The sequence below is a fragment of the Streptomyces sp. NPDC043176 genome (assembly GCF_056436715.1).
The window spans coordinates 61557-88073 of the sequence record NZ_JBWKCA010000009.1; the positions used below are offsets into that span (position 1 = coordinate 61557).

At 70.6% G+C, this 26517-nt stretch carries 21 protein-coding genes and 2 tRNA genes; 9 read left to right on the forward strand and 14 right to left on the reverse strand.

Features of this window, described 5'->3' with window-relative positions; translation table 11 throughout:
• Positions 1-62 precede the first annotated feature (62 nt).
• A complete protein-coding gene (locus AC067A_RS16940) occupies positions 63-1202 on the reverse strand; it encodes a sensor histidine kinase (RefSeq protein WP_478620557.1) in 1140 nt (379 codons plus the stop codon).
• 154 nt (positions 1203-1356) lie between these two features.
• Positions 1357-3978, reverse strand: a complete 2622-nt coding sequence (locus AC067A_RS16945) for a valine--tRNA ligase (protein ID WP_478620560.1) — start codon at positions 3976-3978, stop codon at positions 1357-1359.
• Positions 3979-4116: 138 nt separating this feature from the next.
• Between AC067A_RS16945 and AC067A_RS16950 the strand changes: the two genes are divergently transcribed.
• Positions 4117-5076, forward strand: a complete 960-nt coding sequence (locus AC067A_RS16950; RefSeq protein ID WP_478620563.1) for a hypothetical protein — start codon at positions 4117-4119, stop codon at positions 5074-5076.
• 69 nt (positions 5077-5145) lie between these two features.
• Here AC067A_RS16950 and clpX read toward each other — a convergent pair whose 3' ends face one another.
• The 5 genes from clpX to AC067A_RS16975 form a co-directional block, all read right to left on the reverse strand.
• Positions 5146-6429 carry an ATP-dependent Clp protease ATP-binding subunit ClpX gene (clpX, locus tag AC067A_RS16955; protein ID WP_030210686.1) on the reverse strand — a complete coding sequence of 428 codons (1284 nt, stop codon included), beginning with the start codon at positions 6427-6429 and terminating at the stop codon, positions 5146-5148.
• 156 nt (positions 6430-6585) lie between these two features.
• Positions 6586-7248: an ATP-dependent Clp protease proteolytic subunit gene (locus AC067A_RS16960; RefSeq protein ID WP_478620567.1), complete on the reverse strand. Its 663-nt coding sequence runs from the start codon at positions 7246-7248 to the stop codon at positions 6586-6588.
• A gap of 65 nt (positions 7249-7313) precedes the next feature.
• Positions 7314-7931 carry an ATP-dependent Clp protease proteolytic subunit gene (locus tag AC067A_RS16965; RefSeq protein ID WP_478620570.1) on the reverse strand — a complete coding sequence of 206 codons (618 nt, stop codon included), beginning with the start codon at positions 7929-7931 and terminating at the stop codon, positions 7314-7316.
• 242 nt (positions 7932-8173) lie between these two features.
• Positions 8174-9559: a trigger factor gene (gene tig, locus AC067A_RS16970; protein ID WP_478620573.1), complete on the reverse strand. Its 1386-nt coding sequence runs from the start codon at positions 9557-9559 to the stop codon at positions 8174-8176.
• 171 nt (positions 9560-9730) lie between these two features.
• Positions 9731-9807 (reverse strand) — tRNA-Pro (locus tag AC067A_RS16975).
• 132 nt (positions 9808-9939) lie between these two features.
• Between AC067A_RS16975 and AC067A_RS16980 the strand changes: the two genes are divergently transcribed.
• Positions 9940-10010 (forward strand) — tRNA-Gly (locus AC067A_RS16980).
• Positions 10011-10174: 164 nt separating this feature from the next.
• Here AC067A_RS16980 and AC067A_RS16985 read toward each other — a convergent pair.
• A complete protein-coding gene (locus AC067A_RS16985) occupies positions 10175-10369 on the reverse strand; it encodes a hypothetical protein (protein ID WP_015033610.1) in 195 nt (64 codons plus the stop codon).
• Between the two features lie 158 nt (positions 10370-10527).
• Positions 10528-11673 (reverse strand): PP2C family protein-serine/threonine phosphatase, encoded by a 1146-nt coding sequence (locus AC067A_RS16990; RefSeq protein WP_478620575.1) that lies wholly within the window; start codon positions 11671-11673, stop codon positions 10528-10530.
• Between the two features lie 106 nt (positions 11674-11779).
• On the opposite strand from AC067A_RS16990, the gene AC067A_RS16995 reads away from it, so the two are divergent.
• Entirely contained in the window at positions 11780-13009 is a 1230-nt protein-coding gene (locus tag AC067A_RS16995) for a GNAT family N-acetyltransferase (RefSeq protein ID WP_478620578.1), read from the forward strand.
• A 61-nt stretch (positions 13010-13070) separates the two neighbouring features.
• Here AC067A_RS16995 and AC067A_RS17000 read toward each other — a convergent pair whose 3' ends face one another.
• Complete coding sequence (locus AC067A_RS17000) at positions 13071-13880, reverse strand: Fpg/Nei family DNA glycosylase (RefSeq protein ID WP_478620580.1); 810 nt, start codon at positions 13878-13880, stop codon at positions 13071-13073.
• Positions 13880-14374, reverse strand: coding sequence for a ribose-5-phosphate isomerase (locus AC067A_RS17005; protein ID WP_376594045.1), 495 nt, complete (start codon positions 14372-14374; stop codon positions 13880-13882). Before AC067A_RS17005 ends, AC067A_RS17000 begins: the two co-directional genes overlap by 1 nt.
• A gap of 196 nt (positions 14375-14570) precedes the next feature.
• On the opposite strand from AC067A_RS17005, the gene AC067A_RS17010 reads away from it, so the two are divergent.
• Positions 14571-16028 (forward strand): amino acid permease, encoded by a 1458-nt coding sequence (locus AC067A_RS17010; RefSeq protein WP_478620584.1) that lies wholly within the window; start codon positions 14571-14573, stop codon positions 16026-16028.
• 78 nt (positions 16029-16106) lie between these two features.
• Here AC067A_RS17010 and AC067A_RS17015 read toward each other — a convergent pair whose 3' ends face one another.
• Entirely contained in the window at positions 16107-16700 is a 594-nt protein-coding gene (locus AC067A_RS17015) for a biotin transporter BioY (RefSeq protein ID WP_478620587.1), read from the reverse strand.
• A gap of 254 nt (positions 16701-16954) precedes the next feature.
• Between AC067A_RS17015 and AC067A_RS17020 the strand changes: the two genes are divergently transcribed.
• The 3 genes from AC067A_RS17020 (at position 16955) to AC067A_RS17030 (ending at position 20688) form a co-directional block, all read left to right on the forward strand.
• Positions 16955-18343: an amino acid permease gene (locus AC067A_RS17020; protein WP_478620590.1), complete on the forward strand. Its 1389-nt coding sequence runs from the start codon at positions 16955-16957 to the stop codon at positions 18341-18343.
• Between the two features lie 115 nt (positions 18344-18458).
• Entirely contained in the window at positions 18459-19871 is a 1413-nt protein-coding gene (locus AC067A_RS17025) for an amino acid permease (protein ID WP_478620593.1), read from the forward strand.
• A gap of 172 nt (positions 19872-20043) precedes the next feature.
• The gene (locus tag AC067A_RS17030; RefSeq protein ID WP_478620596.1) at positions 20044-20688 is read left to right on the forward strand and encodes a superoxide dismutase; all 645 of its coding nucleotides are present in this window, start codon (positions 20044-20046) and stop codon (positions 20686-20688) included.
• Between the two features lie 139 nt (positions 20689-20827).
• Here the strand turns inward: AC067A_RS17030 and AC067A_RS17035 are convergent, their stop codons facing one another.
• Positions 20828-21463, reverse strand: coding sequence for a mycothiol-dependent nitroreductase Rv2466c family protein (locus tag AC067A_RS17035; protein WP_478620599.1), 636 nt, complete (start codon positions 21461-21463; stop codon positions 20828-20830).
• Between the two features lie 161 nt (positions 21464-21624).
• Between AC067A_RS17035 and pepN the strand changes: the two genes are divergently transcribed.
• A complete protein-coding gene (gene pepN, locus AC067A_RS17040; protein ID WP_478620601.1) occupies positions 21625-24174 on the forward strand; it encodes an aminopeptidase N in 2550 nt (849 codons plus the stop codon).
• Positions 24175-24358: 184 nt separating this feature from the next.
• Complete coding sequence (locus AC067A_RS17045; RefSeq protein WP_478620604.1) at positions 24359-25363, forward strand: hypothetical protein; 1005 nt, start codon at positions 24359-24361, stop codon at positions 25361-25363.
• 4 nt (positions 25364-25367) lie between these two features.
• Here AC067A_RS17045 and AC067A_RS17050 read toward each other — a convergent pair whose 3' ends face one another.
• On the reverse strand, positions 25368-26501 hold the full coding sequence (locus AC067A_RS17050; RefSeq protein ID WP_478620607.1) for a serine hydrolase domain-containing protein: 1134 nt from the start codon (positions 26499-26501) through the stop codon (positions 25368-25370).
• Positions 26502-26517: the final 16 nt, after the last annotated feature.

Consider the following 26517-nt stretch of genomic DNA (forward strand, 5'->3'; position numbering starts at 1 on the left):
GCCGCCCGCCGGAGCGTGCGTGCCCGGCCGCCACGGGCCGGGCGGGGCCTTCCGGACGCCTCCTAGCGGGTGAGGCCGGTCGGGAGCAGGGCGGTCACCAGGTAGGCGTCGCGCTCCCGGCGGGCCGTGAGGGTGCCGCCCATGCTGGTGACGCGCTCCTCCATGGAGAGGAGGCCGGTGCCGGTGGAGACGGGGGACGGGTCCGGCGGGGTGGCGGGCAGCGGGTTGCGGACCTCGATCCGCAGGTCGGGTCCGTCGACGGTGATCGTGACCGTCACGGGCAGGCCGGGCGCGTGCTTGGCGGCGTTCGTCAGGCACTCCCGGACGACCCGGTGGACGGCCGCCTGCCGGAGCGGGGACAGGGCCTTGGCCTCCTCGGCGACCGTCAGCTCGACGGCGCCGCCCATCCGTTCGCTCTCCGCCGCGAGCGCGGCGAGCCCTTCGAGGCCGGGGGTGGCGGCGTCCCGGTCGGCGCGCCGCACGATCGTCTCGTTGAGCATGAGGTGGGCGCGCCGGGCGGTGTCGGCGAGCTCCTCGAAGTCCTTCTGGTGGCTCTCGCCCCTGGCCCGTACGGCGAGCACCTCGGCCCGCACCGCGAGGACCGTGAGCTCGCGGCCGACGAGGTCGTGGACGTCGCGGCCGACGGAGATCCGCTCCTCCTGGACGGCCTGCCGGGCGACGGCCTCGCGGCGCTGGACCTCCAGGGCGCGGACGAGGTCCTGCCGGTAGGCGGCGATGCCGACGCCCGAGGCGAGGACGCCGATGGGGACGACCAGGCTGAGGAAGTCGCTGAGGGTGTCGCCGTGCGGGGCCGGCCAGCCGGGCGTGAGGAAGAGGCCGTAGGCCACGCCGACGTAGAGCAGGGTCGCGGCGATCGCGGCGCGGCGTCCCCGGAACCGGCCGATCGAGTACAGCGCGAACTGGATCATGGTGAGCTCGTGCAGCCAGCCCATCAGGCCGAGCGCCACGACGTACGGCGCCCACGGCAGCCGCCGCCTCAGTACCAGCGTGGCCGCGCCGGCCGCGAGGACCAGGGTCGCGGTGACCCCGGTGAGGGAGTTGTCGGCGCGGGCGAGACCCGGCACGTCCAGGACCATCAGGCCGAAGGCGCTGAGCGCGGTGACGACGTCGAGGGCGCGGGGCGAGACCGCCCACCGGTCCACGCAACGGCGCAGCGCGGGGACGGCGGGGAGGCGGGGCATGTCCTCCATCATCCCGGGTCCTTCGTCCCGGCGCCGTGGACCCGAAGTCCCGTCTGATGTGACATCGGGCACTTCATCCGATTTGACAGGGTATCAGGGGTGCGGGAAGGGCCCGGAACCGATGACCGGTTCCGGGCCCTTCGCGTCGTACGGATCAGGCCTGCGGCAGGTTCGCCAGCTGGGTCCCGATGCGGGCGATGTCCTCGTCCGCCTTGGCGAGACGGCCCTTGATCTTGTCCACGACGTTGTCGGGGGCCTTGGCCAGGAAGGCCTCGTTCCCGAGCTTGGCCTCGGCCTGGGCCTTCTCCTTCTCCGCGGCCGCGAGGTCCTTGGCGAGGCGCTTGCGCTCGGCGGCGACGTCGATCGTGCCCGACAGGTCGAGCGCGACCGTGGCGCCCGCGATCGGCAGGGAGGCGGTGGCGGAGAAGTCCTCGCCCTCCGGCTGGAGCCGCAGCAGCTGCCGGATGGCCGCCTCGTGCGCGGCGAGGGCGGTGTCGCCGAGCTCCAGACGGGCCGGGACCTTCTGGCCCGGCTGGAGGCCCTGGTCGGCGCGGAAGCGACGGACCTCGGTGACGACCTGCTGGAGGTTCTCGATCTCCGCCTCGGCGGCCTGGTCCCGGAAGCCCGAGTCCTTCGGCCACTCGGCGATGACGAGGGACTCGCCCCCGGTCAGCGTGGTCCACAGGGTCTCGGTGACGAACGGGACGATCGGGTGCAGCAGCCGCAGCATGACGTCCAGGACCTCGCCGAGGACCCGGCCGGAGACCTTGGCCTGCTCCCCGCCCGCGAAGAACGTCGTCTTCGACAGCTCGACGTACCAGTCGAAGACCTCGTCCCACGCGAAGTGGTAGAGCGCGTCGCTGAGCTTCGCGAACTGGTAGTCCTCGTAGTACGCGTCGACCTGGGCCACCGTCGCGTTGAGACGGGACAGGATCCAGCGGTCGGTGGCGGACAGCTGCTCGACCGGGGGCAGTTCGCCCTCGACGGTCGCGCCGTTCATGAGCGCGAAGCGGGTGGCGTTCCAGATCTTGTTGGCGAAGTTGCGGGACGCCTTGACCCAGTCCTCGCCGATCGGGACGTCGACGCCCGGGTTGGCGCCGTTGGCCAGGGTGAAGCGGACGGCGTCGGAGCCGTACTCGTCCATCCAGTCCAGCGGGTTGACCACGTTGCCGAAGGACTTCGACATCTTCTTGCCGTTCTGGTCACGGACCATGCCGTGCAGGGCGATGGTGTGGAACGGCGGGGTGCCGTCCATCGCGTACAGACCGAACATCATCATCCGGGCGACCCAGAAGAAGAGGATGTCGTAGCCGGTGACCAGGACGGAGTTCGGGTAGAACTTCGCCAGGCTCTCCGTCCGCTCGGGCCAGCCGAGCGTGGAGAACGGCCAGAGGCCGGAGGAAAACCAGGTGTCCAGGACGTCCGTGTCCTGGTGCCAGCCCTCGCCCGCCGGCGGCTGCTCGTCCGGTCCGACGCAGACGACCTCGCCGTTCGGGCCGTACCAGACCGGGATGCGGTGGCCCCACCACAGCTGGCGCGAGATGCACCAGTCGTGCAGGTTGTCGACCCAGTCGAAGTACCGCTTCTCCATCTCCTGCGGGTGGATCTTGACCTTGCCGTCGCGGACCGCGTCACCGGCGGCCTGGGCGAGCGGGCCGACCTTGACCCACCACTGCATCGACAGGCGCGGCTCGATGGTGGTCTTGCAGCGCGAGCAGTGGCCGACGGAGTGGACGTACGGACGCTTCTCGGCGACGATCCGGCCCTCGGCGCGCAGCGCGGCGACGATGGCGGAACGCGCCTCCAGGCGGTCCAGGCCCTGGAAGGGGCCGTGGACGGTGATGACCGCGCGCTCGTCCATGACGGCGAGGTTCGGCAGGTTGTGGCGCTGGCCGATCTCGAAGTCGTTCGGGTCGTGCGCCGGGGTCACCTTGACGGCGCCGGTGCCGAACTCGGGGTCGACGTGGGTGTCGGCGACGACCGGGATCGAGCGGTCGGTCAGCGGCAGCTTGATCTGCTTGCCGACCAGGTGCTTGTACCGCTCGTCGTCGGGGTGGACGGCGACGGCCGTGTCACCGAGCATCGTCTCGGCGCGGGTGGTGGCGACGACCAGCGAGTCGTCCCCCTCGCCGTAGCGGATGGAGACGAGCTCGCCCTCGTCGTCCTGGTACTCGACCTCGATGTCGGAGATGGCCGTCAGACAGCGCGGGCACCAGTTGATGATGCGCTCGGCGCGGTAGATCAGCTCGTCGTCGTACAGCTTCTTGAAGATGGTCTGGACGGCCTGGGACAGGCCCTCGTCCATGGTGAAGCGCTCGCGGGACCAGGCGACGCCGTCACCCAGACGCTTCATCTGGCCCGAGATCTGGCCGCCGGACTCGGCCTTCCACTGCCAGACGCGCTCGACGAACGCCTCACGGCCCAGGTCGTGGCGGGACTTGCCCTCCTTGGCGAGCTCGCGCTCGACGACGTTCTGGGTGGCGATGCCGGCGTGGTCCATGCCCGGCTGCCACAGCGTCTCGAAGCCCTGCATGCGCTTGCGGCGGGTGAGGGCGTCGATCAGCGTGTGCTCGAAGGCGTGGCCCAGGTGGAGCGAACCGGTGACGTTCGGCGGCGGGATGACGATCGTGTACGGCGGCTTCTCGCTCTTGGCGTCCGCCTCGAAGTACCCGCGCTCCACCCAGCGCTCGTACAGCGGCCCCTCTACCTCGGCCGGCGCGTACTGGGTCGGCAGTTCGGTGGTGGGCGCTGTCTGCTGCTGAGTGTTCTCGGTCACGGGGCCAGTTTAGGGGTGTCCCGGCCTTGTCCTGAAACGCTTTGGTTCGGTAACGGTGTGGCCCCCGCCGCACTTCCGGGCCAAGGGTTCCGCCAGGATGTTCGGTAGGCATAAACATCCTGTGAGGGGAACCTGTCGATGAGCTACAACCAGCCGGGCCCGTACGGCGGCCAGCCGCCCCAGCAGCCCGGGCCCTACGGCGGCCAGCCGGGCCCCTACGGCCAGCAGCCGCAGCAGCCCGGCCCGTACGGCCAGCCGCAGGCTCCCCAGCCCGGTTACGGATACCCCCAGCAGGCCCCGCAGGGCGTGCCGCCGCAGCAGCCGTACGGCTACCCGCAGCAGCCCCAGCAGCCCGGCCCGTACGGCCAGCAGCCGCAGTACGGCGCCCCCCAGGGCCCCGGCGGCTACGTGCCGCACCCGCCGGCCCCCAAGAAGTCCAAGGCCGGCTGGATCATCGGCGCGGTCGCGGTCGTGACGGCGATCGGCGTGGGCGCGTACTTCCTGCTGGGCGGCGGCGGTTCGTCGGTCGCGGACGACGGCCCCCACAAGCTGATCACGCCGGAGACGGTCCTCGGGGAGTACAAGAAGACCCCCTCCAAGGGAGGTTCCTCCGACAAGGACTCCCTGAAGGAGGCCGAGAAGAACGGCGTCAAGAACGCCAAGGAGGTCGACGCCTCCTGGGACGTGAAGGACCCGTCCAACCCGCTCGGCGGCAAGATGGTCTCCCTCAACGGCCTCTACGGCGAGATCGAGGACCCCGAGAAGGTCGTCGACTCCATCTTCACCTACACCAAGGCCGAGGCGGAGAAGGACAAGAGCGACAAGGACGCGCCCGAGCTGGTCGGCAGCCCGCAGGCGTACGAGCCCGCCGAGCTCGACGGCGCGGTGCTCAAGTGCCAGCAGCTCAAGACGAAGGCGGACCCCTCCGCCAGCATCCCCGCGATGACGATGACGATGTGCGTGTGGGCCGACCACAGCACGGTCGGCATGGTCGTCCCGCTCGACATGGCCTCCATGCTCACGGGCAAGGGCGGCTCCGCCGAGGACGCCGCCGCCACCACCGCCAAGCTCCGCAAGGAAGTCCGCGTCAAGCTCTGATCCGCTGACCGGAAACGAGTGAGGGGGTCCCGCCCGAAGGCGGGACCCCCTCACTCGTTTCGCTCTGCGTCAGGCCGACTTCTCGTGCCTGCCGTCGTTCTTCACGATCCGCGGGACCAGCGTCGGGTTGACGTTGTCGCGGACGACGTCGGCCGTGATGACGACCCGGGCCACGTCCTTGCGGGACGGGACCTCGTACATCACCGACTGGAGGACCTCCTCCATGATGGCGCGCAGGCCGCGCGCGCCGGTGCCGCGGAGGATCGCCTGGTCGGCGATGGCCTCCAGGGCGGGGCGGTCGAAGTCCAGCTCCACGCCGTCGAGTTCGAAGAGGCGCTGGTACTGCTTGACCAGCGCGTTGCGCGGCTCGACGAGGATCTGGAGGAGCGCCTCGCGGTCCAGGTTGTGGACCGAGGTGAGGACGGGGAGGCGGCCGATGAACTCCGGGATCATCCCGAACTTCACCAGGTCCTCCGGCATGACCTCCTGGAACTGGTCGCTCGCCTCGATCTCGCGCTTGGAGCGGATGGTCGCCCCGAAGCCGATGCCCTTGGCGCCCGCCCGCGACTCGATGATCTTCTCCAGGCCGGCGAAGGCGCCGCCCACGATGAAGAGCACGTTCGTCGTGTCGATCTGGATGAACTCCTGGTGCGGGTGCTTCCGGCCGCCCTGCGGCGGTACGGAGGCGGTGGTGCCCTCCAGGATCTTCAGCAGGGCCTGCTGCACGCCCTCGCCGGAGACGTCACGCGTGATCGACGGGTTTTCGCTCTTACGGGCGACCTTGTCGATCTCGTCGATGTAGATGATCCCGGTCTCGGCCTTCTTGACGTCGTAGTCCGCGGCCTGGATCAGCTTGAGCAGGATGTTCTCGACGTCCTCGCCGACATAGCCGGCCTCCGTCAGCGCCGTCGCGTCGGCGATGGCGAACGGGACGTTGAGCATGCGGGCCAGGGTCTGCGCCAGCAGCGTCTTCCCGGAGCCCGTGGGGCCGAGCAGCAGAATGTTGGACTTGGCCAGTTCGATGGCGTCGTCCCGGCCCTGCGCGCCGCCGTTCTCGCCGGCCTGGACGCGCTTGTAGTGGTTGTACACCGCGACCGAGAGGGCCTTCTTCGCGGGCTCCTGCCCGACGACGTACCCCTCGAGGAACTCGTAGATCTCGCGGGGCTTGGGAAGTTCCTCCCAGCGCACCTCGCTCGTCTCCGCGAGTTCTTCCTCGATGATCTCGTTGCAGAGGTCGATGCACTCGTCGCAGATGTACACACCGGGTCCCGCGATGAGCTTCTTCACCTGCTTCTGGCTCTTTCCGCAGAACGAGCACTTGAGCAGGTCGCCGCCATCACCGATGCGTGCCACGAGGTGCTTCCCCTTCGCCTGGGAGCGCCTGGTTCAGCGACTCCTGGTGCCTCATATTCGACGGTACCTTGCCGGGCCCCTCGTTCGGGCCCCCCTTGGCACGGTTCACATGGTCGGGATTCGGCCACACGGGCCGTGCCAGGGGAAGGTCGGGCGTCAGTGTGCCGCGGCGGCCGTGCTCTTACGGGTCGAGACGATCTGGTCGACCAGGCCGTACGCCAGGGCGTCCTCGGCGGTCAGGATCTTGTCGCGCTCGATGTCGTCGCGGATCTTCTCGATCGGCGTCGAGGAGTGCTTGGCCAGCATCTCCTCCAGCTGGCTGCGCATGCGCAGGATCTCGTTGGCCGCGATCTCCAGGTCGGAGAGCTGCTCACGGCCGGTGCCGCCGGAGGGCTGGTGGATCAGCACCCGGGCGTTCGGCAGGGCCATCCGCTTGCCGGGGGTGCCGGCGGCCAGCAGCACGGCCGCGGCGGAGGCCGCCTGGCCCATGCAGACCGTCTGGATGTCCGGCTTCACGAACTGCATCGTGTCGTAGATCGCCGTCAGCGCGGTGAAGGAGCCACCGGGGCTGTTGATGTAGATCGAGATGTCGCGGTCCGGGTCCATCGACTCCAGGCACAGCAGCTGCGCCATGACGTCGTTGGCCGAGGCGTCGTCGATCTGCACGCCGAGGAAGATCACACGCTCCTCGAAGAGCTTCGCGTACGGGTCGTACTCGCGGATGCCCTGCGAGGTGCGCTCGACGAAGCGGGGCACGACGTAGCGGTTGTCCATCGGCGTGCCCGTGTAGAGGCCGCTCGCGGAGAGGTTGTTAAGCATCGGGGTGTTCACCGTCCTGGTGGCGTTCGGCGGGGGGAGGGGGGCTCTTCGGCGGCTGCCGGCGCTCAGGCGCCCGTGCCGCCGCCGCCCGGAACACCCGCGGCGTGCGTGATGATGTCGTCGATGAGGCCGTAGTCCTTGGCCTCCTGCGCGGTGAACCAGCGGTCGCGGTCACCGTCGCGGATGATCGCCTCGACGGTCTGGCCGGAGTGCTGCGCGGTGATCTCGGCCATGCGCTTCTTCGTGCGAAGGAGGTACTCGGCCTGGATCTTGATGTCGGAGGCCGTGCCGCCGATGCCGGCGGAGCCCTGGTGCATCAGGATGTCGGTGTTCGGCAGCGCGAAGCGCTTGCCGGGGGCGCCGGCGGTGAGCAGGAACTGGCCCATGGAGGCCGCCATGCCCATACCGATGGTGACGACGTCGTTCGGGATGAACTGCATGGTGTCGTAGACGGCCATGCCGGCCGTCACGGAGCCACCGGGGCTGTTGATGTACAGGAAGATGTCCTTCTCCGGCTCGGCGGCCAGGAGGAGCATCTGGGCGGTGATCTTGTTGGCGATCTCGTCGTCGACCTGCTGGCCGAGGAAGATGATGCGCTCGCCGAGGAGCCGGTTGTAGACATGGTCGCCGAGGCCGCCACCGATGGACGGCTCACCCGCGGCGTAAGGCTTCAGATTCGTCACGTATCCACCTGCTCGTCTCCGACGGCCCAGGCCGTCTCAGCGTCTCGTTCAGAGGGCACTGCCCTCGTATTCATGGACCCTAACGCGCAGGTAGGACAACACCATCCCGCTTCCCGAACTGTTCGCTGGGAGCGCAAGGTAGTTGGGGGCGTGCAAGGGGGTCCTGGTACGTCCACGGGCCCGGACGCACTGCTGTGCGTACGGGCCCGTGGACGGGGTTCCGCGCCGGGGCGCGGAGCCGCTTACTTGTCCTCGGAGACCTCGGCCTCGCCGGTGACGGCCTCGACGGCCTCGGCGGCGGTCTCGACCTCGTCCTCGTCGTCGGCGAGGTCGACGACCTCACCGTTGGTGTCGACGACCTTGGCGGCCTCGACGACGACCGCGAGGGCCTTGCCGCGGGCGACCTCGCCGACGAGCATCGGCACCTGGCCGCCCTGGGCCACGGCCTGGGCGAACTGGTCGGGGCTCATGCCGGAGGAGGCGGCACGGCGGAACAGGTGCTCGGTGAGCTCCTCGCGGGAGACGTCGAGCTTCTCCTTGTTGACGAGCTCATCGAGGATGAACTGCGTCTTGATGCCCTTCTCGGCCTGCTCCTTGGTCTCGGCCAGGAACTCTTCCTCGGTCTTGCCCTGGATCTCCAGGTACTTCGCGAGGTCGAGGCCCATCTGGCCGAGCTGGTGGTGCTCCAGGTTGTGCTTGCGGGTGTTGATCTCGTCCTCGAGAAGCTTCTCGGGCATCGGGACCTCGACCAGCTTGAGGAGCTCGTCGAGGACGCGCTCCTGGGCCTGGGTGGCCTGGTCGAACTGCTTCATGTTCTCGAGGCGCTTGCGGCTGTCGGCCTTGAGCTCGTCGAGGGTGTCGAACTCCGACGCCATCTGCGCGAACTCGTCGTCGAGCTCGGGGAGCTCACGGGCGGCGACGGTGGTGACCTTGACGGTGACCTCCGCGTCCTTGCCCTCGGCGGAGCCGCCCTTCAGCTGCGAGGTGAAGGTGGCCTCGCCACCGGCCTCCAGGCCCTTGACGGCCTCGTCGATGCCGTCGAGCAGCTCGCCGGAGCCGATGGTGTACGACACGTCGCTGGCGACACCGTCGGGCAGGACCTCGCCGTCGACCTTGGCCTCGAGGTCGATGGTGACGACGTCGCCGTCCTGGGCGGCGCGCTCGACGGGGGAGGTCGAGGCGAAGCGCTCGCGGAGCTGCTCCACGGACTTCTCGACGTCCTCGTCGGTGACCTCGACCGCGTCGACGGTGACCTCGATGCCGGAGTAGTCCGGGATCTCGATCGTCGGGCGGATGTCGACCTCGGCGGTGAAGGCCAGCAGCTCGCCGTCCTTCAGCTCGGTGATGTCGACCTCGGGCTGACCCAGCGGGTTGACCTCGGCCTCGTTGACGGCCTCGGTGTAGAACTTCGGGAGCGCGTCGTTGACGGCCTCCTCCAGCACGGCGCCGCGGCCGAACCGCTGGTCGATCACGCGAGCCGGGATCTTGCCCTTGCGGAAGCCCTTGACCGTGACCTGCTGGTTGATCTTCTTGTACGCCGCGTCGAGGCTGTCCTTGAGCTCCTCGAAGGGCACCTCGACAGTGAGCCGAACCCGGGTCGGGTTCAGGGTCTCCACGGCGCTCTTCACGGTTCGGTCTCCTTGTGGCTGATTCCTGGATTCCACCGATACCGCGTGTGGCGGCTCCGGCGGCTCGGCCCGGTCAGAAAGACACACGGGCACGCAGCTTGCATAGTAACCGCAAGCGGTATGACGCCCACAACGTGATCAAGAACGTGCGAGGTGGGCGCGTGATCGTCATGGTCGGGGTGGCGGGATTTGAACCCACGGCCTTCCGCTCCCAAAGCGGACGCGCTACCAAGCTGCGCCACACCCCGTCGGTGCGACACGTAGGGTACATGGACGGGGACTGTGCGGCGCCCCCCGTTTTCGGAGTGTGCGAAGAACGCCGTCGACCGGCTACCATGCTCCTCGTGCCGCGGTCCTCGTGACCTGCGGCGCGACGCTGTGCGGGTGTAGCTCAATGGTAGAGCACTAGTCTTCCAAACTAGCTACGCGGGTTCGATTCCCGTCACCCGCTCTGAACCGAGAAAACCCCAGGTCACCCTGGGGTTTTCTGCGTTCCGGACCGATCCGGCCCGGTCCGTGCGCGCGACGGGCCCCCGCCGGTCCCGGCGGGGGCCCGTCGTCGCCGCTTCCGGTGGCGCCGGAACGCGGTGTCGTCGTCGGAACGCGAGGGCGTCGTCAGAACTTGATGGAGGCGACCGTCTGCGTTATCGAGTCCAGGAAGCGCTGGATGTCGTCGGCCATGCCGGTGGAGGCGAGGAAGAAGCCGAAGAGGACGGCGACGACGGCCGGACCGCCCTTGAGGTTCCCCCCGCGGATCAGCACCACCAGGATGATTGCCAAGAGCAACACCACAGACAGTGAAATGGCCACAACTGATCACACCCTCGGTCGGTCTCACGTTGCCCACCAGGGAGCCCGTGTCCCGGAACACCCCCCGCTGCCTCCATCGTGCCACCAACCCCCTTGCCCTCGCTGCCGGGTGACGAATCGTCGTGCGGAAGATCACTTCGCCCGGGGAGGGCGGCGGGTCAGACCGGGCGGGAGATGAGGAGGAGGGCGCGGTCGTCGTTGACGTCCTTGGCGACGGCCTCGATGAGGTGCCAGGCGACGCCCTCGAAGCCCTCGACGACGCAGCGGTCGGCCTCGCCGGTGAGGCGGTCGATGCCCTCGGCGATGTCCCGGTCGGCGGCCTCGACGAGGCCGTCGGTGAAGAGCATGAGGACGTCGCCGGGGCGCAGCGAGCCCTTGACCGGGTGGAACTCGGCGCCGTCGTAGACGCCGAGGAGCGGGCCGTCGGCGGCCTTCTCCTCCCAGCGGCCGTTGCCCGCGTGGAGCTGGAGGGCGGGCAGGTGGCCGGCGGAGTAGAGCTCGTAGTCGCCGGACTCCAGGTCGAGGACGAGGTGGATCGAGGTGGCGAAGCCCTCGTCCCAGTTCTGGCGGAGCAGATAGCCGTTGGCCGCGGGGAGGAAGCCGTGCGGCGGCAGCGAGCCGAGGAGGCCGCCGAAGGCACCGGAGAGCAGCAGGGAGCGGGAGGCCGCGTCCATGCCCTTGCCGGAGACGTCGGTGAGCACGACCTCCAGGGTCCGGCCGCCGTGGGTGCGGGCGGCGACGACGAAGTCGCCGGAGAAGGACTGGCCGCCGGCCGGGCGGAGCGCCATCTCGCGGTGCCAGCCCTGCGGGAGGCGCGGCAGGGCGCTCTGCACCCGGATGCGTTCGCGCAGGTCGAAGAGCATGGTGCCGCCGCGCCGCCAGGGCACGCCGACCCGGGCCCGGAACTGGGCGATGAGCAGTCCGAAGAGGCCGCACGCGGCGACGACGAGGACGGTGCCGGGGGTGACCCGGGCGGGGCCCTGGGTGTAGGGGCCGAGGACGACGGACTCGACGATCAGGGCGCCGGCCGCGGTGGCGTACAGCCCCAGCAGGCTGGCGGGGCGCAGCAGCAGTCCGCCGGCCACGATCGGCAGGGCGAGCGCGGTGGGCGCGCACCAGATCGGGTTGAGGATCGTTCCCCAGGCGATGGCCGGGATCAGCAGCATGAGTCCGGCGAAGGCGAGCCAGTCGGCGCCGTCGCCGCGGAAGTAGTCGACGGCGGACTTGCGCAGGGCGACGCGGGCCCGGCGGGCGCGCCTGCGCAGCCGGGCCGCGTACGCGTTCACTCCGGCGCGGTGTCCCATTGGCCTGGACCCTATCCACACGTCCTGTCATCGCGCAGGGGTACCCCGGTGACAATGTGCGTGAAATCGGGTCGCCCCGGGCGTGCGCCGCTGATATCGATGGCATATGACGACTGAACTCCGGGTGCTTGACCCGAACGAGTGGGATCGCTGGTTCGCTGTGCTGGACCTCGCGTTCGGGGGCATTCACGAGCCGCCGGACGCGCGCGCCCTGTGGCGGGACCTGACGGAGTTCGAGCGGTCGCTCGGGGTCTGGGACGGGGACCTGTGCGTGGGGACGGCGGGCGCGTTCTCGTTCCGGCTCACGGTGCCGGGCGGGGCGCTCGTACCGGCGGCGGGCGTGACGATGGTGAGCGTGGCGGGCACGCACCGGCGGCGCGGGATCCTGACCTCGATGATGCGGCGGCAGCTCGACGACGTGCGGGCGGCGGGTGAGCCGCTGGCCGTGCTGACGGCCTCCGAGCCGGCGATCTACGGGCGGTTCGGCTACGGCGCCGCGACGTGGACCGAGCGCGCGGCGGTCGACACGAACCGGGTGCGGCTCTCGCTGCCGGACGGCGTGAACGGGGTGACGCTGCGGCAGGCGGGCCTGACGGAGTCCTCGGCGGTCTGCGAGGAGGTGTACGCCCGGCTGGTGCCGTCGCGGCCCGGGATGCTGGCCCGCCGGCCCGGCTGGGAGCGGCTGCCGCTGCTCGACCCCGAGTCGGAGCGCGAGGGCGCCTCGCCGCGGCTGTGCGTGCTGGCGGAGCGGGACGGGGAGGTCGTGGGCTTCACGCACTACGCGATCAGGCCGAACTGGTCGTTCGCGGGGGCGGACGGCTCCGTGGTGGTGGAGCAGGTGCTGGCGCTCGACCCGGCCGCGGAGGCGGCGCTGTGGCGGTTCCTGTGCTCGGTGGACCTGACGTCGACGGTGCGGATCCAAAGCGGTCCGGTGGACGGCGCGTGGCGGCACCTGGTGTCGGACGTGCGGCGGTGCGAACCGAAGGCGCGGGAGGCGCTGTTCCTGCGGCTCGTGGACGTGGGCGCGGCGCTGGAGGCGCGGACCTACCAGGCGCCGGTGGACGTGGTGTTCGAGGTCGAGGACGCGTTCTGCCCGTGGAACGAGGGGCGTTGGCGGCTGACGGGCGACGCGAAGGGGGCGACCTGCGTGCGGACCGGGGACGCGGCGGAGCTGGCGCTGTCGGTACGGGAGTTGGGGGCGGCGTATCTGGGTGGGACGTCGCTGGTGTCGCTGGCCGCGGCCGGGCGGGTGCGGGAGCTTCGGGAGGGGGCGCTGGTGGAGGCCTCGGTGGCGTTCGGGCACCCTGTCGCGCCCTGGCTGCCGCACGGGTTCTAGGAGTGTCCGGAAAGCGACCCCGCGAGCCCGGCCTGATCCGGCGCGAAGGGCCGGACGGGCCCTAGCGGACCTGGCAGGTGGGGCACCAGAAGAGGTTGCGGGCGGCGAGGTCGGCGGTGCGGATCGCGTCCCGGCAGATGTGGCACGGCTGGTGGGCCCGGCGGTAGACGTAGACCTCGCCGCCGTGGTCGTCGACGCGGGGCGGGCGGCCCATGGCCTCGGGGGTGTGCTCGGGGCGGACGGTGTCGATGCGGTTGAGGCGGACGCCTTCGCGCATGAGCGCGGCGAGGTCGGTCCAGATCGCGTCCCACTCCCCCGGCGTGAGGTCCTTGCCGGCGCGGTAGGGGTCGATGCCGTGCCGGAAGAGGACTTCGGCGCGGTAGACGTTGCCGACGCCGGCGATGACCTTCTGGTCCATGAGGAGGGCGGCGACGGTGGTGCGGGACCTGGCGACGCGGCGCCATGCCCGGCCGGGGTCGTCGCCGGCGCGGAGCGGGTCGGGGCCGAGGCGGTCGTGTATCGCCTGCTTCTCGGCGTCCGTGATGTACGCGCAGGTGGTGGGGCCGCGCAGGTCGACGTAGGCGTCGGGGACGGCGAGCCGCAGCCGGACGGTGTCGGTGGGCGGCGGGGCGGGGGCGTCGCCGAAGTCCACCTTGCCGAAGAGGCCGAGGTGGATGTGGATCCAGCCCATGCCCTCGAAGCCGAGGAAGAGGTGCTTGCCGTGGGCCTCCGCGGTCTCCAGGACGGCGCCGTCGAGCAGGGCCGCCGAGTCGGCGAACCTGCCCTGCGGGCTGGAGACGCGCACGGGCCGGCCGCCGAACCGCTCGCGGTGGTCGGCGGCCAGCCGGTGGATGGTGTGCCCCTCGGGCATCAGGCGGTCGGCTCCTGCGGGTGGTGCGCCGGGATCGGGGGGAGCTCGCCGGTGGTCTCGTACGCGGTGAGCATGTCGATGCGGCGGGTGTGACGCTCGTCACCGGAGTACGGGGTGTTGAGGAAGATCTCGACGAACTTGGTCGCCTCTTCCCGGGTGTGCATCCGGCCGCCGACGGAGATCACGTTGGCGTTGTTGTGCTCGCGGCCGAGGGCGGCGGTCTGCTCGCTCCAGGCGAGGGCGGCGCGGACCCCCTTCACCTTGTTCGCGGCGATCTGCTCGCCGTTGCCGGAGCCGCCGATGACGATGCCCAGGCTGTCCGGGTCCGCGGCCGTCTTCTCGGCGGCACGCAGGCAGAACGGCGGATAGTCGTCGAGGGCGTCGTAGATGTGGGGACCGCAGTCGACGGGCTCGTGGCCGTGGGCCTTGAGCCACTCGACGAGGTGGTTCTTGAGTTCGAAACCGGCGTGGTCGGAACCGATGTAGACGCGCATGATGCCGAGTGTGGCACGCCAGGGCCCGGGTAGCAGGCAGCGGGGTCGGGACCTTCACCCGCCCTGGTACGGACCTTCGACTCTCGCGAGGTCGCCCGCACCACAATCCGGAATGAGGTCTTCCGATCACCCCCGTTCACAGGGTTGAATGCTCGGGCTCGCGACCCGAGCGCCCCCCACACACGAGGAAGCGTCGATGAACACGCAACCGACCCTGCCGAAGGACGGCCAGGAGACCGGCACCACCGGGACCGCGCCCTCCTCCGACGGCCTCAAGGCCGGACTCAAGAACCGCCACCTGTCGATGATCGCCATCGGCGGCGTGATCGGCGCCGGCCTCTTCGTCGGCTCCGGCTCCGGCATCGCCGCGGCCGGCCCCGCGATCCTGCTCTCCTACGCACTCGTCGGCGCCATGGTCGTCTTCGTGATGCGGATGCTCGGCGAGATGGCCGCCGCCCGGCCGTCCTCCGGCTCCTTCTCCGCCTACGCGGACCGGGCCCTCGGCCGCTGGGCCGGCTTCAGCATCGGCTGGCTGTACTGGTTCTTCTGGGTCGTCGTCCTCGCCGTCGAGGCCACCGCCGGCGCCAAGATCCTGGAGAGCTGGGTCCCCGCGGTGCCGCAGTGGGGCTGGGCGCTCATCGTGATGGTGGTGCTGACCGCCACCAACCTCGGCTCGGTCGCCTCCTACGGCGAGTTCGAGTTCTGGTTCGCCGGGATCAAGGTCGTCGCCATCGGCGCCTTCGTCGTCATCGGCATGCTGGCCGTCTTCGGGGTGCTCCCCGGCTCGGACAACCCGGGCGCGGGCTTCGCGCACCTCACCGACAGCGGGGGCTTCTTCCCGATGGGTGCCGGGGCGATCCTCACCGGTGTGCTGATGGTCGTCTTCTCCTTCATGGGCAGCGAGATCGTCACCCTGGCCGCCGGCGAGTCGGAGGACCCGCAGAAGGCCGTCACCAAGGCCACCAACAGCGTCATCTGGCGGATCGGCGTCTTCTACCTGGGCTCGATCTTCATCGTCCTGACCCTGCTGCCGTGGAACGACAAGTCGATCGTCGAGAAGGGCTCGTACGTCGCCGCCCTCGACTCCATCGGCATCGCGAACGCCGGCCAGATCATGAACGTGATCGTCCTCACGGCCGTCCTGTCCTGCTTGAACTCGGGCCTCTACACGGCCTCGCGCATGGCCTTCTCGCTCGGGCAGCGCGGTGACGCGCCCAAGGCCTTCGCCAAGGTCAACAAGCGGGGCGTCCCGACGGCGGCGATCCTCGGCTCGGTCGTCTTCGGCTTCGTCGCGGTCTTCTTCAACTACAAGTGGCCGGACACCGTCTTCGCCTTCCTGCTGAACTCCTCCGGCGCGGTCGCGCTCTTCGTCTGGCTGGTCATCTGCGTGACCCAGCTGCGGATGCGCGGCATCATCCTGCGGGAGTCGCCGGAGAAGCTCGTGGTGCGGATGTGGCTCTTCCCGTACCTGACCTGGGCCACGATCGGCATGATCGTCTTCGTCCTCGGCTACATGCTGTACGACGGCGGCAGCGCCCGCGAGCAGGTCGTCCTCTCGCTCCTGGTGGCCGCCCTGGTGATCGCCGTCGCGCTGGTCCGGCAGAAGTTCGGGAAGCTCTCCGCCGCGCCGGAGACCGAGCTCGAGCGCCTGTGACGCGCTAGCAGCACGCATACGAGGAGGGCCCGTCGTTCCCCGGGGAACGACGGGCCCTCCTCGTGTGTCCGGCGGGGCTCAGCCCTTGCGGCCGACGAGCTTCCAGGCGGCCGGCAGGGCGCCCATGGCGAGGGCGGCCTTGAGGGCGTCGCCGATGAGGAAGGGCGTGAGGCCGGCGGCGACGGCCTGGCCGAGGGTCATGCCGGTGGCGAGGGCCAGGTAGGGGACGCCGACGGCGTAGATGATCGCGGAGCCGAGGGCCATGGCGCCGGCGGTGCGGAGCACCGAGCGGTCGGCGCCGCGGCGGGCGAGGGCGCCGACCACGGTCGAGGCGAGGAGCATGCCGAGGATGTAGCCGAAGGAGGGCATGCCGTAGCCGGAGGTGGCCTGCGCGAACCACGGCACGCCCGCCATGCCGGCCACCGCGTACAGCGCGAGGGCGAGGAAGCCGCGGCGGGCGCCGAGCGCGGTGCCGACGAGCAGGGCGGCGAAGGTCTGGCCGGAGACCGGGACCGGGGAGCCGGGGACCGGGACGGAGATCTGCGCGGCGAGACCGGTCAGGGCGGCGCCGCCGACGACCAGGGCGATGTCGCGGGCACGGCTCGCCGGGATCAGGTCGGCGAGGACGGTGCCCGCCCGGAGGGTACGGGCGGGGGCGGCGGCGGTGCTCATCGGTACTCCGCGAGGGTGAGGGTGGGAGGGACAGGTCGACCGTATGCCAGGGGTGAACGACCGATCACCGTCAGCCGCCCACAAAGGGGCGGTCGCGCACTTCGTGGAGATCGAACAAACCCCGCCGATCATGCGTCGCGCCACGTGACGCTTGTCACTGGGAACTCGTGCGAGGAGGTCCCTTTTGCGCCCAGGGGCGTCCACTGGAGAGACTGTGGAGTCCCCATAAACCGTCAGAGAACACGAGCCCCCGCATGCACGACTCCCTCGCTCCCGAACCGGAGCCCCTCTCCCACGGTCTGAAGCAGCGTCACCTGACGATGCTGGGGCTCGGCGGGGTGATCGGCGCGGGGCTCTTCGTCGGCTCGGGAGCGGGCATCGCCGTCGCCGGACCCGGCATCGTGGTCTCGTACCTGATCGCCGGCGCGCTGGCGATGCTGGTCATGCGGATGCTGGGCGAGATGTCGGCGGCGATGCCCGCGTCGGGGGCCTTCTCGGTCCACGCGGAGCGGGCGCTGGGCCGGTGGGCCGGCTTCTCGGTGGGCTGGCTGTACTGGTTCCTGCTCGTGGTGGTCCTCGCCGTGGAGGCGACGGGCGCGGCGCGGATCGCGAACGGCTGGGCGCCGGGGGTTCCGCAGTGGGCCTGGGTGCTGGTCTTCATGGTCGTGTTCACCGTCGCCAACCTGGCGGCGGTGAGGAACTTCGGCGAGTTCGAGTTCTGGTTCGCGGCGCTCAAGGTCGGCGCGATCGTCCTCTTCCTGGCGCTCGGGGTCCTCGCGATCGTCGGCCTGCTGCCTGATACCGACCCGGTCGGCCTCGCCAACCTGACCGGGCAGGGCGGGTTCCTGCCGAACGGCTGGGCCGGGGTGGTCTCCGGCGTCCTCGCGGTCGTCTTCGCCTTCGGCGGCCTGGAGGTCGTCACGATCGCGGCGGCCGAGTCGGACGACCCGGCGCGCAACGTGGCGCGGGCGGTGCGCAGCGCCGTGTGGCGGATCCTCCTCTTCTACGTCGGCTCGATGCTGGTGATCGTGACCCTGCTGCCGTGGACGTCGATGAAGCCCGGCGAGTCGCCGTACGTGGCGGTCCTGGACGCGATCGGGGTGCCGGGGGCGGGCCAGATCATGAACGTGGTGGTGTTCGTGGCCCTGCTCTCGGCGCTCAACGCGAACCTGTACGGGTCGTCCCGGATGGTGTTCTCGCTCGCGGAGCGCGGGGAGGCGCCGAGGGGGCTGCTCAAGGTGTCGGGCGACGGGTCGGCGGGCGGCGGGGTGCCGCGCCGGGCGGTGCTCGCCTCGGTGGCCTTCGGCTTCGTCTCGGTGCTGCTCAATCTGAAGTGGCCGGATTCCGTCTTCCTCTACATGCTCAACGCGGTGGGCGCGGTGCTGCTCTTCGTCTGGGCGCTGATCGCGGTCTCGCAGCTGCGGCTCCGGCGCCGGATCGAGCGGGAGGCGCCGGAGACGCTGACGCTGCGGATGTGGGGCTTCCCCTGGCTGACGTGGGTGGCGCTGGCCGCGATGGCGGCGGTGCTCGTCCTGATGCTGTGCGACGAGGGGGCGCGGCCGCAGGTGCTGTGGTCGGCGGCGGCGACGGCCGTGGTGCTGGGGGTGGCGTGGGTGCGGGAGCTGCGTACGAAGCGGCCATGATCCTTCACTTTGTGTGAGGATCGTGACCGTATAGCGGACGCGTGTTCCCTCTGAGCGGTGCGCCCGCCCAGACTGTGGACTCCTCCCCGTCTCAGCTAGTGAACAGGGTTCGCCCATGTCTCGGACCACCGCGCCCGCGCCGGCCGACCGCAAGGACGGCGCGACCGCACCCGCCGAGGGCCTCTCGCACGGCCTCAAGCAGCGCCATCTCTCGATGATCGCCCTCGGCGGCGTCATCGGCGCCGGCCTCTTCGTCGGCTCCGGCGCCGGCATCGCCGCCGCCGGTCCTTCGATCGTGATCGCCTACGCCGTCTCCGGTGTCCTCGTGATGCTCGTGATGCGGATGCTCGGCGAGATGTCGGCGGCGAACCCGGCCTCCGGCTCCTTCTCCGTCCACGCCGAGCGGGCCTTCGGATCCTGGGCGGGCTTCACCTCGGGCTGGGCCTTCTGGTTCCTGCTCTGCGTCGCCGTCGGCCTGGAGGGCATCGGCGCGGCGAAGATCATGACGGGCTGGTTCCCGGGCAGTCCCGAGTGGGCCTGGGTGGCGCTGTTCATGCTGGTGTTCACCGTCACCAACCTGGCGGCGGTGAAGAACTTCGGCGAGTTCGAGTTCTGGTTCGCCGCGCTGAAGGTCGGTGCGATCGTCCTCTTCCTCGGCATCGGCGTCCTCGCGATCGTCGGCGTCCTGCCGGGCACGGAGGCTCCGGGGACCGCGAACCTCACCGGGGACGGCGGCTTCTTCCCGCACGGCTCCGAGGGCCTGATCGTGGGTCTGCTGGCATCGGTCTTCGCGTACGGCGGCCTGGAGACGGTCACCATCGCGGCCGCCGAGTCCGAGCACCCGGTGCAGGGCGTCGCCAAGGCCGTCCGTACGGCGATGTGGCGGATCGCGCTCTTCTACATCGGCTCGATGGCGGTCATCGTGACCCTCGTCCCGTGGGACGACAAGGCGGTCGTGGAGAAGGGCCCGTACGTCGCCGCCCTCGACCACCTGGACATCCCGGCGGCCGGCGAGATCATGAACGTCGTGGTGCTGGTCGCCCTGCTGTCGGCGATGAACGCCAACATCTACGGCGCCTCCCGCATGGCGGGCTCGCTCGTGGCGCGCGGCCAGGGCCCGAAGGCGCTCGGCCGCCTCTTCGGCGGCGTCCCCCGCCCGGCCGTGCTGGTCTCCTCGGTCTTCGGCTTCGGCTGCGTGCTGCTGAGCTACTGGCGGCCGGACGACATCTTCGTCTGGCTGCTCAACACGATCGGCGCGATCATCCTGGTCGTCTGGTTCTTCATCGCCGCCTCGCAGCTGGTGCTGCGCCGCCGCACCGAGCGCGAGGCGCCGGAGAAGCTGGTCGTGCGCATGTGGGCGTTCCCCGTCCTGACCTGGGTGGCGCTGGCCGGCATGGCGGCGATCTTCGTCCTGATGGCCCGTGAGGAGGGCACCCGCGTGCAGCTGTACTGGACGGGCGGGCTGACCCTGCTACTGGCCGTCGTCGGCTTCGTGCGACAGAAGGCGGCGGCCGGCCGCTCCGTCTGAGCCCGCCACCGGATCCGCCGCAGGCCCCTGAACCCCCGCGGGTTCAGGGGTTTCGCCATGTCCGGGACACGGGACCCAGGACGAAGGAATGATCAACACCGAGCACACTTGCTGTTAGCCTGCACCTGCACATGGGTTGCAATAAGCTGGAGCAGGCGAAGGGGCCGGGCACATGGCGATCTACACACTTCCGGAGCTGCCGTACGACTACGCGGCGCTGGAGCCGGTGATCAATCCGCAGATCATCGAGCTGCACCACGACAAGCACCACGCCGCCTACGTCAAGGGCGCGAACGACACCCTGGAGCAGCTGGAGGAGGCCCGCGACAAGGACCAGTGGGGCGCGATCAACGGCCTGGAGAAGAACCTCGCGTTCCACCTCTCCGGCCACATCCTCCACTCCATCTACTGGAACAACATGAACAGCCCGAAGGACGGGGGCGGCGGCGAGCCGCTGGCCGCCGACGGCGTCGGCGACCTCGCGGACGCCCTCACCGAGTCCTTCGGCTCCTTCGCCAAGTTCAAGGCCCAGCTGACCAAGGCCTCCGCGACCACCCAGGGCTCCGGCTGGGGCGTCCTCGCGTACGAGCCGATCAGCGGCCGGCTCATCGTCGAGCAGGTCTACGACCACCAGGGCAACGTCGGTCAGGGCTCGGTCCCGATCCTCGTCTTCGACGCCTGGGAGCACGCCTTCTACCTGCAGTACAAGAACCAGAAGGTCGACTTCATCGAGGCCATGTGGCAGGTCGTCGACTGGCAGGACGTGAGCAGGCGCTACCACGCCGCCAAAGCCTCCGTACCGCTGATCTCCTTCTGAGCCCGAGCCCGGAAGGGCTCCCCCGTCGTCCTGCTCGTGATCGTCTTCTCAACCTTCACCGGGCAGGCGGATGAAGGAAGAACCCCCGCGATGACAGGAATCGCGGGGGTTCTTCCGTACCCGGGGTGCGGACCGGTGACTACTCGAAGCTGGGCGCCGCCGTGCGGGTGCGCTTGATCTCGTAGAAGCCCGGCGTCGACGCCACGAGCAGGGTGCCGTCCCAGAGCCGGGCCGCCGCGTCGCCGCGCGGGGTCGGGGTGACGACCGGGCCGAAGAAGGCGACCTCGTCGCCCGTCGGACCCGGCACGGCGATGACGGGGGTGCCGACGTCCTGGCCGACCTTGTCGATGCCCTCCTGGTGGGAGGCGCGCAGCTCGGTGTCGTACGTGTCCTTGTCGGCGTACTCCACCAGGTCCTCGGGCAGGCCCACGTCGGACAGGGCGGCGGCGATCGCCTCGCGGGTCGGGCCCTCGCCGTTGTTGTGGAAGCGGGTGCCGAGCGCCGTGTAGAGCTTGCCGACGACCTCGTCGCCGTGCAGCTGCTGCGCCGCTATGACGACCCGGACCGGGCCCCACGCCTTGGTCTGCAGCATCTCCCGGTACTCCTCCGGGAGCTCGTCGATGCGGTTCTCGTTGAGGACCGCCAGGCTCATGACCTTCCAGCGCACGTCGACGGGGCGGACCCGCTCGACCTCCAGCATCCAGCGGGACGTCATCCAGGCCCACGGGCACAGCGGGTCGAAGTAGAAGTCGGCGGTGGTCCTGCTCTCGGACATGTCACTCCTCGGTACGGCCGTGGGAAGTAGGCGGTGCGCCGAAAGGAGGCAACGCCGGGGACGCGCGACGGCATTCCCGGGCGCCGGGATTCCCGTGTCCTGGCGGACGGCCGCACATGGGAGGATTGCGGCTGTTTCGAACGCGCCACGAAGGAGTGACCGTGCCCGGTGAGAATCTGTCCCGCGACGAGGCCCAGGAGCGGGCCGAGCTGCTGTCCGTCGACGGGTACGAGGTCGTCCTCGACCTCCGCTCGGCCGTCGGCGACTCCGCCGAGGCGGTCCGCACCTTCCGTTCGGAGACGACGATCCGTTTCCGCCGCACCGGCACGAGCGACTCGACCTTCGTCGACCTGATCGCGCCCTCCGTGAACGCGGTCACCCTCAACGGCCGCCCGCTCGACCCGGCGGTCGTCTTCGACGGCTCGCGGATCGCGATCGACGGCCTCGCCGACGAGAACGTCCTCGTCGTCGACGCGCAGTGCGCCTACAGCCGCACCGGCGAGGGCATGCACCGCTTCGTCGACCCGGAGGACGGCGAGGTCTACCTCTACACGCAGTACGAGCCGTCCGACGCCCGCCGGGTGTACGCGAACTTCGAGCAGCCCGACCTCAAGGCGCCGTACCGCTTCGCGGTGACCGCCCCCGAGGGCTGGACGGTCTGGTCGAACGGCGCCGGGGAGCAGGACGCCGACGGCGTGTGGCGGTTCGCCGAGACGGCGCCCATCTCGACGTACATCACCTGTGTCGTGGCCGGCCCGTACCACTACGTGACCGACAGCTACACGCGCGGCGACCTGGAGATCCCGCTCGGCGCGATGTGCCGCAAGTCGCTGGCGAAGCACTTCGACGCGGACGACGTCTTCCTCGTCACCAAGCAGGGCTTCGACTTCTTCCACGACAACTTCGACTTCCCGTACCCCTTCGGGAAGTACGACCAGGCCTTCGTCCCCGAGTACAACCTCGGCGCGATGGAGAACCCGGGCATGGTGACCTTCCGCGAGGAGTACATCTACCGGGGCAAGGTCACCCAGGCCCAGTACGAGAGCCGGGCCAACGTCATCCTGCACGAGATGGCGCACATGTGGTTCGGCGACCTGGTCACCATGGTGTGGTGGGACGACCTGTGGCTGAAGGAGTCGTTCGCCGACTTCATGGGCTCCTTCGTGAACGCCGAGGCCACCCGCTTCACCAACAGCTGGGTGACCTTCGCCAACAACCGCAAGGCCTGGGCGTACCGCGCCGACCAGCTGCCGTCCACGCACCCGATCACGGCCGACATCCGTGACCTGGAGGACGCCAAGCTCAACTTCGACGGCATCACCTACGCCAAGGGCGCGTCGGTCCTCAAGCAGCTCGTCGCGTACGCCGGCCGGGAGGCGTTCCTGGAGGGCGCGCGCCGCTACTTCAAGCGCCACGCCTACGGGAACACGCGGCTCGCCGACCTCCTCGCGATCCTGGAGGAGACCTCCGGCCGCGACATGAGGGCCTGGGCGAAGTCCTGGCTCCAGACCTCCGGCGTGAACACCCTGACGCCGGCCGTCACCTGCGACGCGGAGGGCCGGATCACCGAGCTCGCCGTCGTCCAGGAGGGCGGCGAGCCGCGTCCGCACCGGGCGGCGGTCGGCCTCTACCGGCTGTCCGACGGGGTGCTCGCCCGGTACGCCCGGGCCGAGGTCGACATCACCGGGGCGCGGACCGTCGTCTCCGAGCTCGCCGGCCAGGGGAAGCCCGACCTGGTGCTCGTCAACGACGACGATCTGACGTACTGCAAGATCCGCTTCGACGAGGCCTCGCTCGCCACCGTGCGCGCGCACCTCGGCTCCGTGGCCGACCCGCTGGCCCGTGCCCTGTGCTGGTCCGCGCTGTGGAACCTGACCCGTGACGGGCTGATGCCCGCCCGGGACTTCGTCGCCGTCGCGCTCGCCTTCGCGGGCAGCGAGACCGACATCGGCGTCCTCCAGATGGTGCACGCCTGGACGCGGTCTGCGGTCACCCACTACGCGGCGCCCGCGTGGCGCGAGGAGGGCGGGCGGCTGCTCGCCGACGGCGGGCTGCGGGAGCTGCGGCTGGCCCGGCCGGGCAGCGAACACCAGTTGACCTGGGCGCGGTTCTTCGCGGCGACGGCCTCGTCCGAGGCCGACTTCCAGCTCCTGGCGGGGCTGCTCGACGGCACCGCGAAGATCGACGGCCTCGACGTCGACCAGGAGCTGCGCTGGGCGCTGCTCACCCCGCTCGTCGTGCACGGCCTCGCGGGCGAGGAGCGGATCGACGGGGAACTCGCCCGCGACGACACGGCGACGGGCAAGCGCCACCAGGTCCGCCTCCTCGCCTCGCGGCCCTCGGCGGCGGTCAAGGCGCAGGCCTGGGCGCGGGTCGTCGAGTCGGACACCCTGTCGAACGCGCTGGTCGAGGCGACCATCACGGGCTTCGTCCAGGCCTCGCAGCGCGAGCTGATCGCCCCGTACGGCGAGAAGTACTTCGCCGCGATCGAGCAGCTGTGGGCCGACCGGTCGATCCAGATCGGCATGGACGTCGTCCGTGGCCTGTTCCCGGGTCTCCAGGACGACGGGACGACGCTGGCCGCCGCGGACGGCTGGCTCTCCGCCCACGAGTCGGCCGCGCCGGCCCTGCGCCGCCTCGTCCTCGAGGGGCGCGACGACCTGGCGCGTGCGCTGCGCGCGCAGGAGTGCGACGGGCGCGCGGCGGAGTAGTCGACAGGGGGGTGTCCCGTCGGTCCGCCCGGCGGGACACCCCCTGTGTCCTGGTGGGCGGCGCTCCCTGCGGGCGCCCCTCATCGGCAGTCGAACGCGCGTACTTTAGGGCGGTCTTGTCCCTGAATGTCGACGGGTGTGTAACAGGGGTTAGGGGAGCCTTCGGGAGCGGAAGACCCCCGACATGAACCACAACACCCCCATCACCCCCCTCCCCCTCCCCCTCTCCCCCCGCACCGGGCGGGCCCGACGCCTGGCGTCGGCCGACCAGTTGAGGGCGCAGGGGATGCCCGCCGCCGAAGTGGCCGCGCACTGCCGGCCGGGCGGCTGGCAGCAGCTGCTGCCCGGCGTGTTCCTGCTCCAGCCGGGGCCGCCCACCAGCGAGGACCGCCTGAAGGCCGCTCTCCTCTACGCCCGCAGGACCGGCGCCGTGCCCACCCAGGGACCCGACCCCATGATCACCGGGCTCGCCGCCCTGGCCCTGCACCGCTTCACGTCCGCTCCCCCGCTCACCGCCCTGGATCGGATCGACGTGCTGGTGCCGCGCACCCGGCGGCTGCGGTCGACCGGCTGGGTGCGGGTGGTGCGCGCGCCCGAGGCCCCGGAACCGGTCGAGCTCACGGGCGTTCCCGTCGCGCCGGTCGCCCGCGCCGTCGCCGACGCGGTGTCGGGCCTCTCGGATCCGGAGACGGTACGCCGGCTGCTCACCGAGGCGGTGCGCGGCGGGCACTGCGAACCGGGCTCCGTGGTACGGGAGTTGAACCGGGCCCGGCTGCTGACGCGGCCGCACGTGGTGGACGCGGTGGACACGCTGCTGGCCGAGGGGCGCTCGCTCTCCGAGCAGCGGCTGTACGAGATGGTGCGGGAGTTCGGCCTGCCGGACCCGCTGTGGAACGTGGACCTGCGGCTGCCGGGCGGCCCCCACCTGGGCGGCGTGGACGCCTACTGGCCGGACCAGGCGGTCGCCGTGGAGCTGGACACCCGGGCGCCGCGGCAGGACGACGACGCGCTCCGGTCGGAGTACACGCGCAAGCGCGAGCACCTGGAGCGGCTCGGGATCACGGTCGTCCACCTCACCCCGCGCAAGCTGCGCGAGGCGATGGACCAGCAGGCCGCCGTGGTCCGTACGGCCCTGATGGCCGCGCCGGACCGGCAGCCCTCCGCGTACGTCGTCGTCCTGCCGCGCTGAGCGGCTACCCCTGCGGCGCGGTGCCGCAGAACTCGGCCTCCACGACCGCCTGGGTGTCGCCCGTCCAGTCGGCGTTGAAGTTGCCGGCGAGGGAGTGCTCGCCGTCACGGGTCGCCTGGGCCAGGGAGTTGGAGCCGTGGATGCCGCCGTCGTGGCCCCAGACCTCCGTGCCGCAGCTGAGCTTCTGCTTCATGAGCCCCAGGCCGTAGCCCACGTTCGGGTACTCGGGGGAGACCGCCACGGTGGTGGTCATCTCCTTGAGGCCGTCCTTCGTGAGGAGCCGGCCCTTGAGGAGGGCGCGGTAGAAGGTCTGCAGGTCCTGCGAGTCGGAGATGATCTCGCCGGCCGCGCCCGCGATGCTCGGGTTGAGGTCGGAGACCTCGTGGACCGGGGCGTCGGCGTCCCGGGAGAGCTTGGAGTACGCCGGGCTGCTGGGCTCCGGCATGGCCGTGCGGGTCCCGGGGACGGTGGTGGCGCGGAGCTTGAGCGGCTTGATGATGCGGTTCTCGACGGCCTTGCCGTAGGGGCGGCCGGTGACCTTCTCGATCACCATGCCGGCGAGGACGAAGTTGGTGTTGGAGTAGCTCCAGTCGGTGCCGGGCTCGAACTGCGGCCCGTGGGTCATGGCGACGGAGACCAGCTGCCGCGGAGTCCAGGTGTCGTAGCGGTGCTCCAGGAAGCCGGGGCCGAAGACCCGCTCCTGGAAGGCGGGGTCCTCGGTGTAGCCGTAGATGCCGCTGGTGTGGTTGAGCAACTGGCGCACGGTGATCTTCCGTCCGTCGTGGCCGTTGCCCCGGACGACTCCGGGCAGCCACTTCTCCACCGTGTCGTCCAGGTCGATGCGGCCCTCGGCCTGGAGCTGGAGGAGGACGGTGGCGGTGAAGGTCTTGGTGATGGAGCCGACCCGGTAGCGGTCGTTGCCCTTCCGCTCGCCGGCGGTTCCGGTCCACCGGTCGCGCCCGTCACGGGCCTGGGCGACGGCGCCGGGCACGCCGTCGGCGACGGCCGCCCGGAGCGCCCGCTGGGTGGCCGTGTGGTCCTGACGGTGCGCGGGCGTGGCGAGGGCGGGCGTGGCGAGGGCGGTGGCGGCGAGGCCGGCCACGAGGGTGGCGGCGACGACGGTGCGTCCGGCTGACATGCGGTGCTCCCCTGAT